Origin of the sequence: Proteinivorax tanatarense (assembly GCF_040267685.1) — a bacterium.
In the GTDB taxonomy this organism is placed as follows: Bacteria; Bacillota; Proteinivoracia; order Proteinivoracales; family Proteinivoracaceae; genus Proteinivorax; species Proteinivorax tanatarense.
Map to the genome: position 1 here is coordinate 197,547 of NZ_CP158367.1, position 12,615 is coordinate 210,161.

A 12,615-nucleotide genomic window follows, 5' to 3' on the forward strand; every position below is an offset into this window, starting at 1 on the left:
CATAAAAATGTGTTAGCTTTTTTAGTAAATATTAAATTTATATTATCATTAATAAAATTTACTGTAAATTGAAAGTGATTTGTAATATAATTAATACAAATTAGACACAAAAGAAATAAAATGGGGGGATTCTAGTGACAAAAAAAATCCTAGCAACAATGCTGTTATTGCTAGCTTTTCTTTCGGGGAGCGTGTACGCTGAAGATTACACTATATTTTGGCCAGATGGATGGAGTTATTACCAAAATATTGGCAATTATCATAGAAGTTTTAGTCATGTAAACTATGTTCAAAACGATGAGCTGCTTTATTTTTTAAGTCGATCAAGCAAAGATGGTGAAGATATAGAACTTACGCTAAAAGAATATAATCTAGAGGAGCAACAGGTAACATCTACCGGTCCAACTGTAAATACAAAGCAAAAAGAAGTTACAGAACTTTTTTTAGATAAATCAGGCGATACCTTTTTTGTTAGCTGGGTGTATAACGATAATGATATATACTATTCAACAATAAAAAATGGAGAAGTAACAGAACCTAAATTGATATATGCAGGTGAAAGAGCTGTGTACTCTAAGCACTCTTTTAACTTTCAAGGCAATCAATACTTTTTGTGGCGTCAGGTGCACCAAGGTTCAGCTAATATCTTGGGAGGATATTTAGATGAAAACGGCGAACTAAATATATTAGATGATGTTTTTCTAGGGAATGATAGAACAAACTATGTAAAAGATGTATACGTTACGCACGATGACGTTAAGATACTGTGGATTAGTGATGAAACCCTTGATGGATTTGGAAGGATTACTTTATATTACAGTGAATATGATGGAGAAGAAGTTGAAACCCGGAAGTTAGAAGAATATACAGGTAGAAACTCTGGGACTCCAAAGTTTTTTAAAGTTGATGACAAATTAAAAGTGGGGTGGAGGCAGACAGTCAACCTTGGTGCGGGCATCGAGTCTTTGGTTGTTAGAGGGGTGGAAGAACAAGATCAGTCACAAACTGCATTTAAGGGACCATCATTTACTAATTTTGATATTGTTGGTTCCGGTTCTAATACTATTTCTTTAGCCTTAGAAGTAGCCCTAGGCTATGAAAGGGAAATTTTTGTTGCGGATTTTGATTTAAGTACTAAGGACCAAGGTGATGAGGATCAAGGTGTTAATGAACAAGATATACAAAGGCTTACCTATGATTCTTCTAATTTTTGGCACCCAAACATTGTTCAGCATGAAGAACATCATACAATCTTCTTTGTAGGAAGTCAACGACAGGATTTAGAGATATTTGCCATTAACAACAAATATCCTGACGAACCTTCTTTATGGAGGAAGCTGGGGTTAAACGAAAATGAGCCGATGTTATCCGGACTTTATTTTGGATTTAAAAACTTTATTTTTGCAGGTATATATACGATTGCATCTCTTGTTCCTTTAGGTGCTGTATCTGCAATGATTTTGATATTGAGAAAATATGGGCTATTTAGGAAACAAGGTAGACGAAATATAGTATTACAAATGTTATTTGGTTTTGCTCTTTTAGCTATTTTTAGAGAAGCTAGGTGGTTTTACTTTTTTGAAAGGCTAAATTTATTTTTCGATGTAAGTTATACCCTATATAGCTTTGCAATCGCATCCATACTATCCTTGTTAGCTCTTCATTTATCATCAATGTGGAAAGAAGATACTGGAATTCCACTTTCATTGGCCCTATTTCTTTTTATAGACCAGCTGCTTATAGCATTACCCACAATCGTATGGTATCAATAAAAAAAGCAAAGGATGAGACTGTATGGACTTTTCATTTTTAAACTTAATCCCTTTTTTTGGAGTTTTTATGGCGGGGTTACTGGCGTTACTAACAACAGCTTTTTGGATTTGGATGATAATTGATGTAATTAAAACTCCAACTACTGAATGGGAGCATGAAATGGAAAAAATAGCATGGTTGCTAGTTGTTATTTTAGTAAATTGGATAGGAGCTCTTATATACTATTTTTCAATAAAAAAATCCAAAAATTTTTACAAGGAGGGAAGATATTAATTGGAACTTTTTCTATTTTCATTTTTAATTATAGGAACTATAGGAATCATAGGTACCGTTTTTTGGATATGGGCTCTTATCGATGTGGCTAAAACGCCAACAGAAGACTTTAAAAACCCAAATGATAAATTACTTTGGATATTGATTGTAGTACTAGCCCATTTTGTAGGGGCCATTATATATTTTTTTGTTGGAAGAAAGCAAAAAAAGTTTTGAGATTAACTAAAAAAAGTAGTTAAATAAACTCAGTTAGAGTTCTAATCCTAACTGAGTTTAATATTTTTATGTAGTAAGCGGCAAAAAATAAAAATTTCTTCTATAAGTATTTAAGAATATATTATATAATATAAAGAAAGAGGTGACTTTTATGTATCAGCAAAAGGAATTTCCCGACACTTCTCCTTTTTTAGCAGCGATAGTATCATTGTTTTTACCAACCTTTGGTCAGTTTTACAACAAACAGCACTTTAAGGGAATAATAGGTTTAATAATACTTTTGCTGACCATTCATTATGACCATAATTCTTGGTTAATATATATAATATATCTGTTATTAGCATTAGACGCATATTTAATTTCGAGACATTATCGCAAGCTGAATAATCAAGGCCTTTTTATCTATGTTGATAATAAGTAAAATGTAAAAAATAAAGGATAAGATTTAATATTACTTCTGTGGAGGTTTCAAAGGATGTGGCAGTATATAACCACCGTTTTCCAACAACTAAGAGTCTGGGACGTAGTTGATATAGCTATCGTTGCTTTTGTTATATATAAGCTTGCTATGTTAATTAGAGGCACAAGGGCGGTACAGCTAATTAAAGGCTTAGCTGTACTTTTAATTGTTACTTTGCTAAGCGATTGGATGGGGTTAAATACTATCAACTGGTTGTTAAATCAAGGGCTAACTGTTGGTTTTGTTGCTTTGCCTATAATTTTCTATCCAGAACTTAGAAGAGCACTAGAGCAACTAGGAAGAGGAAAATTCTTTAAGACCAGTTATCTTCAACCGGAACAACTTGAAGATGCTATAGGCGAAGTTACAGAGTCAGTTATTTATATGTCAAAAAAGAAAAGAGGAGCTTTGATAGTATGGGAACAGGAGACAGGGCTATCAGAGCATGCTGAATCGGGAATTGAAATAGATGCTAAAACCACTTCCCAGCTCATAAACAACATATTTTATGACAAAGCCCCCCTCCATGACGGTGCTGTAATAATAAGAGGGGATAGAGTGGTAGCTGCAAGCTGCTACTTGCCTCTAAGCGATAACACAGGGATAAGTACAGAACTGGGAACAAGGCACAGAGCAGGCCTAGGGATTTCAGAGCAAAGCGATGCAGTAGTAATAATAGTATCTGAAGAAACAGGGGCTATATCTATAGCTAAAAACGGTAAGTTTACGCGTTATTTAGATGAAAAAACACTACGAGAAATGTTGATTTCTGAGCTGCAGAAAAATCAACAAAAACAAACCAATATATTCCCTTGGAGGTAATATATCATGTTTAAAAAATTTAGCAGGAATATGGGCTTAAGAGGCATCTCTGTTCTTCTGGCTATTATACTTTGGATCTTTGTATTTGGGCAACTTGATGGAGCCCCTCCGGAGTTTACAAGAACCATACCCAATATGCCTGTGGAATTAGTTGGAGAAAACCCTGAATTAAATTATAGTCTATACCCCGCCTCTGTTGATGTTGTGGTAGAAGGTAGTCAACAATTCATTAGAGGTCAGGACGCTTTAAGCCCTCAATTAACTGTGGAGGTGGGCAACTTATCTCCTGGAGTTCATAATATAGAAGTTAGCTCCACTATTGTAGGAGGAAACATTAGGTCAATTTCCCCTCGCTGGGTAACAGTTATAGTGGAAGAAGTAATTAATCACCAAAAGGAAATCTCTATTAAAACGGAAGGTGAATTACCTTTAGGCGAAATTAAAGATAAAGAACTTGAAGTGACAAAAACTACAATAGAAGGACCAGCCCCTAATGTAGAGCGGGTAACAGAAATAGTTGCTATGCTAGACCTATCCCAACTGCAACAAAGTGGTATCGTAGAGGTGCCTTTAAGAGCCTTGAACACGTACGGTGAAAGGGTACAAGGTGTTTCGTTAACTCCGTCCAGCGTTGGTGTCGATTTAACTTTAGATAGTCCGTTACAGCAAAAACAGCTAGAAATAGAAGTGAAAAATGCACCTGACCAAATGGAGTATGAAATTGAACCTTCAGAAGTTTTTGTACAGTCATTAGATAAAGATGCCTTAGATGATTTAACGGCATTCGTGGATTTAGAGAACTTACAACCAGGAGAACATAGTTTAAATGTGCAATTAAGCTCAGAAAATGGCATAGACTTTGATGAGCTGGAAATTCAGCCTGAAAATATAACCGTTACTATAACTGATTAAGGAGTTGGAAAAATGGATAAACTTTTTGGAACAGATGGAATTAGAGGAGTTGCTAATAAAAAACTTACACCTCAGTTGGCTTTTGACATGGCTAGATACGTAGGAAGCTACCTTACAGAAAACAACAATTTAGAGCATAAAAGAGCTATAATCGGAAAAGATACAAGAATCTCTGGTGATATGCTAGCAGCTTCACTAACCGCAGGATTTAATTCCGTTGGAATTGATGTAGTTGAACTAGGAGTAGTTACAACGCCCACAGTGGCATATCTTGCAAAAGAAACAAATGCCCAAATTGGCGTAATGATCTCAGCCTCTCACAATCCGATGGAAGATAATGGAATAAAATTTTTTAATACCACTGGTTTCAAATTATCAGACAAAGTAGAACTAGAAATAGAAAAGCGATATTATAAAAAAGAATCTCTCCCAGAGGTGATAGGGGAAAAAGTGGGTATTGCAGTTAAAGATAGCTCTATGGTTTCTAAATATTTGAAGCACTTACTCTCAGCAGTCTCAACAGACTTTTCAAACATAAAAATTGTTCTGGACTGTGCCAATGGTGCAAGCTATCAGTTAGCACCTAAGCTATTTGAAATGTTAGAGGCAGAAACTTACGTAATAAACGATAAACCTGACGGCACAAATATAAATAAACAATGTGGCTCTACCGATACAAAAGAACTTGTAGAGGCAGTTAAAAGAAACAAAGCAGATCTAGGTTTGGCTTTTGATGGGGATGCTGATCGACTAATAGCTATAGATGAAAATGGAGTCGAGGTTGATGGAGATTACATAATGGCCATCTGTGCTGATAGCATGAAAGAAAAAAAAGAGCTTAATCAAAACACAGTAGTTGCAACTGTAATGAGTAACCTTGGGTTTGAGTTAGGTTTAACTAATAATGGACTAAACTTGAAACGAACAAAGGTAGGAGACAGATATGTTTTAGAAGAAATGCAAAAAAATGGTTACAACTTAGGTGGTGAACAGTCGGGCCATATAATATTTTCAGAATATGGTACTACAGGGGATGGATTACTCACAGCAATAAAACTTGTGGAGACCCTAAAACTTAAAAATAAAAGTTTGTCCCAATTAAAAAAAATCATGAGAAAACTTCCCCAAGTACTTTTAAACACCAAAGTAGGGGATAAATCAAAACTTTCATCATCAAAAAAGGTAGCAGATAAAATAGCCCAAGTAGAACAAAAAATGGGTCAAGAGGGAAGAGTGCTAGTAAGGCCATCAGGCACAGAAGAACTTATAAGAGTTATGTTAGAAGGTAAAGACCAACAACAAATTCAAACTCTAGCCGAGGAGATTGTAGGTGTCATTCAGCAGGAACTATCATAAAATAATGGTAGGCCAGACCGCTTATAAGCGCCCGTTTTCGTCGTTGCCCAACACTCAGACTGTCCTCACGTATTAAAAGATACGCTTCGGGATTCGAGTGTCGGGCGCCTAGAATCTAAGCACTTCTAAGCGGTATGGTGGGGTTAGTAAGAACAATAGTGGAGCAGTAGTGGAGCAATAGTTCAACGATAGTTAAGCAATAGTAAAGAGCGTCGCCAAAGGCGATACCTCGCAAGAGGGGACCACAGTGTTGTCCCGTCCCCAAATCAGCGACCCCAACATTGTCAATTGTCCATTGTAAATTGTAAATTCGCTTTTAAACTCCCCAAAAAACCTGCCACCTACTGGTTTAAGCCCTGACCAACTGTCCCCTGTCCAACTAAATTACTACAAAGGAGGTGATCAAAAAGCTAGGCGTAAAAAATAACAAAGGAGGCGAGAACCACAACTAAAAGCTAAAAACCAAAAAGCGCCAGGACTTTGCAGCTGCAAAGTTGACGAGGTGAAGGGTTATCGAGTTAATCGGCGGATACCTTCCGGATTTTGTCACAGTCGTTATAAAACTTTTAAAACCTTAAGGTAACTTAAGGCACAAAGGAGTTTTAAGTGACAAAGAAAAAGTAAGTACCAAGGAGGAAATAAAAATATGTGTGGTATCGTAGGATATATCGGCCCTAAAAAGGCCTCAGAAATATTAATAGATGGATTGGCAAAGCTTGAATATAGAGGGTATGATTCCGCAGGAATCGCAATGTTAGAAAACGGCAAAGTGATAATGGAGAAAAAAGAAGGGCGTTTAAGTAAGCTAGCAGATATTGTGAAAAGCAAATATGACGCAAACATAGGAATAGGACACACCCGTTGGGCAACCCACGGCAAGCCTTCTGACGAAAACAGTCATCCTCACTTTGACTGCAGCAAAAAAATTGCTGTAGTTCATAATGGGATTATCGAAAACTTCCACCAGTTAAAAGAAGAACTAAAAGAAGACGGTCATCAGTTTGACTCAGAAACAGATACCGAGGTAATTCCTCATCTAATCGAAGAATATTATAACGGAGATATGCTTGAAGCACTACAAAAGACTATTAAGCGCTTAGATGGATCCTATGCTTTGGTAGTGATAAATCAAGACAAACCAGAAGAAATCTTTTGTGCTAGAAAAGATAGCCCACTAGTTATAGGCGTAGGGCAAGGAGAAAACTTTGTCGCTTCCGACATACCTGCCATAATACAACATACAAAAGAAACCATAATCTTAGATGATGGAGAAATCGCCAAGATAACAAAAGACGCTGTCGAAATCATGGATTTACCGGGAAATAATGTGGAAAAAGAAATCTTAAAGGTAGATTGGGACGCTGATTCTGCGGAAAAAGAAGGATTCGATCATTTTATGTTAAAAGAAATCTACGAACAACCAACTGCCCTAAGAAACACCCTAAAAGACAAATTTGAAAGTGACAAAGTTAATCTTCCAGACTTAAATATAGATAGCGAGTACCTTAAAGGGGTTAACAAGATAGCTATAGTAGCGTGTGGTACTGCCTGGCATGCAGGCCTTGTAGGAAAACACCTATTTGAAACCTTATTAAGAATTCCTGTAGAAATCGATATAGCTTCAGAGTTCCGCTATAGAAATCCACTTGTAGATGAAAAAACCCTCGTTATAGTAGTAAGTCAATCAGGGGAAACTGCAGATACCTTAGCAGCAATGAGAGACTCTCAGAAAAAAGGTGCCAAAGTACTTGCAGTAACCAACAACAAAGGAAGTTCCATAGCCAGGGAATCAGAGTTTATCTTTCATACAATAGCAGGTCCAGAGATCGCAGTAGCATCGACAAAAGCCTACACCACTCAGCTTATGGGCTTTTATCTAATAACACTATACTTTGGCCAACTACTAGGCAAAGAAATGCCAAAAGAACTTTACGATGGATTAAAAGAAATTCCAGTGCTAGCTGACAAAGTTCTCCAAAACACAAAAGACCAGCTAGATAAAATAACCGCACCTTTTGACGGATGGGATAACTCCTTTTTCATAGGAAGAGGAATGGACTGGTACGTAAGCCAGGAAGGTTCGCTAAAACTTAAAGAAATCTCATATATCCATGCCGAAGCCTATGCAGCTGGAGAGCTAAAACACGGCACTCTAGCCCTTATAGAGCAAGACATCCCAGTTGTTGCAGTGGCAACCCAGCAAGACATCTACGATAAAACAGTAAGCAACATCAAAGAAGTAAAGGCAAGAGGCGGGTACGTCATAGCAGTAGTGCAAGAAGGGGACGAAGACATAAGCCACTCCGTAGATGAGGTAATAAAAATACCAAAAGTACCCTCCCTACTAACTCCAATACTATCAGTAATCCCACTACAACTGCTATCCTACAAAGAAGCAGTTAAAAGAGGCCAGGATGTTGATAAGCCGAGGAATCTAGCTAAGTCAGTAACAGTAGAGTAATCCAGGTCACTCAAAAGCACCCATTGTCTCCCAATAAAAAAGTTTGTTCAAAAATAAAAAAGATTGTTTAAAACTCATAAAAAAGATTGTTCAAAACACAAATCCCTGTCGAATTCTGTAGGATATACACAGAAGACGGCAGGGGTTTATTATTAAAATTTTAGATAAAAGATATTGAAAATCCCTATCGAAAAAAGCTGCTATGCCTTGCTGTTATAGTATTTATACAACTTTAACTTTAATAATAAAAGGAAAATATATCGAAGACCATATCGAAAAAAGCCTATAGAAAAATATGTCGAATTTTGGCGATGACGAACAAACTTTATTAACTTGAAGTAATTTACATTCTTACAGAAATTAGTGGATGAATGGAAGTAATTAGGAAAAATTTTGAACAAACTTTATTTACTTGTAAAAAATGGGAAAAGTGGTGTGAGAGCAGATGTGATAGAGGGTTAGGGGTGGTTGGATTTTGAACAAACTTTATTATAAATAGACACCCATTGTCTCCCAATAAAAAAGTTTGTTCAAAAATAAAAAAGATTGTTTAAAACTCATAAAAAAGATTGTTCAAAACACAAATCCCTGTCGAATTATGTCGGTTATGCACAGAAGACGGCAGGGTTTTTTATTAAAAATATAGAGAAAAGATATTGAAAAGCTCTATCGAGGAAAGCTGGTATGCCTTGTTGTTATAGTATTTATACAACTATAACTTTAATAATAAAAGCAAAAAATATCGAAAACCATATCGAAAAAGCCTATAGAAAAAGATGTCCAATTTTGGCGATGACGAACAAACTTTATTAACTTGAAGTAATTTACATTCTTACAGAAATTAGTGGATGAATGGAAGTAATTAGGAAAAATTTTGAACAAACTTTATTCACTTGTAAAAAATGGGAAAAGTGGTGTGAGAGCAGATGTGATAAAGGGTTAGGGGTGGTTGGATTTTGAACAAACTTTATTATAAATAGACACCTATTGAAAAATATGTCGAATTTTGGCGATGACGAACAAACTTTATTAACTTGAAGTAATTTACATTCTTACAGAAATTAGTGGATAGATGGAAGTAATTAGGACAAATTTTGTACAAACTTTATTCACTTGTAAAAAATGGGAAAAGTGATGTGAGAGCAGATGTGATAGAGGGTTAGGGGTGGTTGGATTTTGAACAAACTTTATTATAAATAGACATAGTTAGGGGTTAGGAATTAGGTTTTAGGGGTAAGGGGGGAGTTTGGTATAAGTTTATGGTGTAAAAAATATTAATCCTTATTTATAAAAAGGTTTTTGTCTACAAAGGTAGAAATATAAAATAAGTAGTTGGAATAATTTTCTTTCAAAAGTTAGTAGGAGGTTTTAATGTGGGAAATAAAAACAATAAAAGGAAATACATAATAGCAGCGTCTGTTTTAGCTAGTTTAGCTGTTTTGTTTGTGTTGTTTTTGCAGTTTTTTAGCGGACAAGCAGCAAAGGGTGATATTCAAAACTATGATGACTACTGCTTAATTAAAGAGCAGTTAAAAGTTATAGAGTTTGCTAACGAAAACCCCGGCTTAAAACCTGACGAGCTAAAAACAGTAGTTGAACAAAAAGGTGTAACAGAAGTTTCAAAAGCTATGTACATTAGCCAAACGACTGAAATATACGCCGACGCTACAAACGATAGCAACAAGCTAGGCATAATGGACAAAGATGAAAAAGTTAAAGTAACGGGAAAAGTAAAAAATGGCTGGTATCAAGTAGAATATGGCGATGATAAAGGGTATATAAACGGCGATTACCTAACCCCAAAAAAGCCAGAACCAAAACCAGAACCGGAACCAGAGCCTGAGCCAGAGCCAAAACCAGAGCCTGAACCCGAGCCTAAGCCACCGAGTAATGGTGGGGGTAACGGAGATAATCCACCGGGGTGGACTCCTATAGAGGATATCGAAGGCGGTGTAGAGAGTCCCTATGAGGATGACGATAATTAAAGGAGGTATTAAAAGTAAATGAGTAGATTAAAGCATGTTGGCTTATTTACATTGCTTTAACAATTCGGGCTAATTCTGTATAGTAAGTGCTGCTAGCAGCCAATTAAGCCTGATATTACTTTTAATTAGTGGGAAAGAAGGAGCGCTGACCTTTGTCCCCCTCCTCAAAAAAAGCAGATAAAACACAAATCCCTGTCGAATTCTGTCGGTTATCCACATTTTAATCCACAGAAGACGGCAGGGTTTTTATTAAAGTTATAGAGATAAAACATCATAAATTAAAAAAGAGAAGGTATTCCTTCTCTTTTCTAATTTATGATGCTATAATAGGCCGCATTTAAAGTAGCGGAACACTTAGAAGATATAGGCCGCTCTTAAAGTGGCGGAACACTTAGAAGATATAGGTCGCTCTTAAAAGTGGCGAAACACTTTGAATTATGACCATAGTTTACCAGATATGAATAATTTGTCAATATGTGCCTACTTCAGTTCAAGGAGGAGAGTAGACTACTTAATAGAAAAAAACCCGTAACGAGCAAGAAATTACCTTTATCTAAATATTCAAACATAAACACTTCATTTCTGTAACATAACTTTAATAATTTTTTTTTGGATTTTTCGTCATACTTTGAAGACTTTTACCCTGTATAATACATATAGAGAATCATTTAAGAAGAAAGCAGTTGACCCTATACCTCAATTTTGATTGTTTTATATAATTTAAGGGTATGCCCCAAATTTTTGGTTTAGAAAAGTCAAACCCTTGACTAACTACTGTAAGGTATTTAAAAAGCTATAACCTTTGCTTGGTCAATTTGGTCTAAATTGTAAAATGAATTTAAATTTGCCATTAAAAATATGATTAACCTAGATTGCGTAAGATATTTTTAGATGTAGGCTATATGCCAACTTTTGCTACAGCTAAATCAAACAACATTAAAACACAAACACTTCATTTCAAAGAAGGGTAGTTTAGGAGCATTTAGCCATCTACTCCTCCTTGAACTGAAGTTTCTGTGCCTCTTATAAATTTACTATAAAAATTTATGACTAAAGTTAACCCAATTGGAGCTATTGGCACATAAACTCCTTGAAACGAAGTAGTTTTTGTTTTTAAAACTCTTATAAGTACCTATAACGAGCAAGAAAAACCCGTAACGAGCAAGAAATTACTTTTATCTGAATATTCGTAACCTACTTCTCTTCCACCTTATGCAAAAGAGGAAGTAAAGGTAGAATTAAGTTTTAATTATAGAGATTATAAAGTCGATGCAAAAAATAATACTCTGTCTAAGCAATGGGTCAAAAAGAACCCTTATAATAAAAAACAAAGTAATAAATCAAACGATGATTCCACTATGGAAGATGATACTATGGAAAAATCCACTGTGGAAAATTGAACTGATTTAGAGGATTATTCGAAACTTTCGAGAAGAAGTTTGATAGAAAAAAATAGTGAAAGGGGTGTTGGTTTTGGCTAAAGTCAATATCTTATGTCCTGATTTAATTGAAGAGTATGGACTGGATGAAAGTGAAATTATCAAAGAATTAGGGAAGGTCAATGCTGAAAAAGATGTTGAAGGTATGATTAAAGGCCTACCTGAAAATTTAATGTATACGTTAGTTTATAGAGTTAAAAGCCAAAAAATATTTCTGACAAATATAATAAAGGCTGAGAAAGTAATAAAGATGGATAATTCAAAGCTTTTCGCACATATGTAAAATACATTAAATGACTATGAGCGCTGGTCGCCATAGTCATTTAATGTTTCAACTGCGTGCAGCAAATCATTTTTAATAGCTTTATCTTTAATGTGACTGGTTAATTTCAATAAATCTCTAATGAGTGCATTTTTATCGATATAATAATAGTCTTCTCCAGCATTTAAAACTCTCGTTTTTAAATCAAAATTCAAAAAAAGATAATAATAAGAGTCTAAGCTATCATCATGGCCAAATAAAATAATAACATCAGAATCATCAAGGGTTATAGGTTCTATTTCTTCAAATCTCTCAAAAACTGTTTTTCTCATTTTCCTCTCCTCGCCTACATACAATGCAAATTATTCTTTAAGAGCTTTAGCATGATGTGTAAATCGTAAATGATATGGTTTACATCATTGTGGTCTTCCACCCTAAGTTCACTAACATTTTCAAGCAGGTACATTATTTCATTTACAAACTCTGTTACGTCTTCAGCTTCTGAAAAGTATTCAGCTAAGTCAACAAAATAATTGTCAAAGTTGAGTTGATAAGAAAAGTGTCCATCACCTTTTGACACTTTGTAACAAAAGATACCATTGTGAGAAAAATTATTCACCATTTCTTCTTTAGTAATGGGTTGATACAACTACATC

12 protein-coding genes are annotated in these 12,615 nt (G+C 35.3%); 10 read left to right on the top strand and 2 right to left on the bottom strand.

What is annotated here, in order from left to right; translation table 11 throughout:
- Window positions 1-134 precede the first annotated feature (134 nt).
- The 10 genes from PRVXT_RS01085 (at window position 135) to PRVXT_RS01130 (ending at window position 11,980) form a co-directional block, all read left to right on the top strand.
- Entirely contained in the window at window positions 135-1,772 is a 1,638-nt protein-coding gene (locus tag PRVXT_RS01085) for a hypothetical protein (RefSeq protein ID WP_350343857.1), read from the top strand.
- 22 nt (window positions 1,773-1,794) lie between these two features.
- On the top strand, window positions 1,795-2,046 hold the full coding sequence (locus PRVXT_RS01090) for a PLD nuclease N-terminal domain-containing protein (RefSeq protein WP_350343858.1): 252 nt from the start codon (window positions 1,795-1,797) through the stop codon (window positions 2,044-2,046).
- Window positions 2,047-2,262, top strand: a complete 216-nt coding sequence (locus PRVXT_RS01095) for a PLD nuclease N-terminal domain-containing protein (RefSeq protein WP_350343859.1) — start codon at window positions 2,047-2,049, stop codon at window positions 2,260-2,262.
- Window positions 2,263-2,413: 151 nt separating this feature from the next.
- Window positions 2,414-2,683, top strand: coding sequence for a hypothetical protein (locus PRVXT_RS01100; RefSeq protein WP_350343860.1), 270 nt, complete (start codon window positions 2,414-2,416; stop codon window positions 2,681-2,683).
- 54 nt (window positions 2,684-2,737) lie between these two features.
- Window positions 2,738-3,544 (top strand): diadenylate cyclase CdaA, encoded by an 807-nt coding sequence (gene cdaA, locus PRVXT_RS01105; protein WP_350343861.1) that lies wholly within the window; start codon window positions 2,738-2,740, stop codon window positions 3,542-3,544.
- A 6-nt stretch (window positions 3,545-3,550) separates the two neighbouring features.
- Window positions 3,551-4,456: a CdaR family protein gene (locus PRVXT_RS01110; RefSeq protein WP_350343862.1), complete on the top strand. Its 906-nt coding sequence runs from the start codon at window positions 3,551-3,553 to the stop codon at window positions 4,454-4,456.
- Window positions 4,457-4,468: 12 nt separating this feature from the next.
- Window positions 4,469-5,812 carry a phosphoglucosamine mutase gene (glmM, locus tag PRVXT_RS01115; protein ID WP_350343863.1) on the top strand — a complete coding sequence of 448 codons (1,344 nt, stop codon included), beginning with the start codon at window positions 4,469-4,471 and terminating at the stop codon, window positions 5,810-5,812.
- A gap of 646 nt (window positions 5,813-6,458) precedes the next feature.
- Window positions 6,459-8,273, top strand: a complete 1,815-nt coding sequence (gene glmS, locus PRVXT_RS01120) for a glutamine--fructose-6-phosphate transaminase (isomerizing) (protein ID WP_350343864.1) — start codon at window positions 6,459-6,461, stop codon at window positions 8,271-8,273.
- 1,373 nt (window positions 8,274-9,646) lie between these two features.
- Entirely contained in the window at window positions 9,647-10,258 is a 612-nt protein-coding gene (locus PRVXT_RS01125; protein WP_350343865.1) for an SH3 domain-containing protein, read from the top strand.
- Window positions 10,259-11,731: 1,473 nt separating this feature from the next.
- On the top strand, window positions 11,732-11,980 hold the full coding sequence (locus tag PRVXT_RS01130; protein WP_350343866.1) for a hypothetical protein: 249 nt from the start codon (window positions 11,732-11,734) through the stop codon (window positions 11,978-11,980).
- A 14-nt stretch (window positions 11,981-11,994) separates the two neighbouring features.
- Here the strand turns inward: PRVXT_RS01130 and PRVXT_RS01135 are convergent, their stop codons facing one another.
- Window positions 11,995-12,291, bottom strand: a complete 297-nt coding sequence (locus PRVXT_RS01135; RefSeq protein WP_350343867.1) for a hypothetical protein — start codon at window positions 12,289-12,291, stop codon at window positions 11,995-11,997.
- Window positions 12,292-12,305: 14 nt separating this feature from the next.
- On the bottom strand, window positions 12,306-12,539 hold the full coding sequence (locus PRVXT_RS01140; RefSeq protein ID WP_350343868.1) for a hypothetical protein: 234 nt from the start codon (window positions 12,537-12,539) through the stop codon (window positions 12,306-12,308).
- Window positions 12,540-12,615 lie beyond the last annotated feature (76 nt).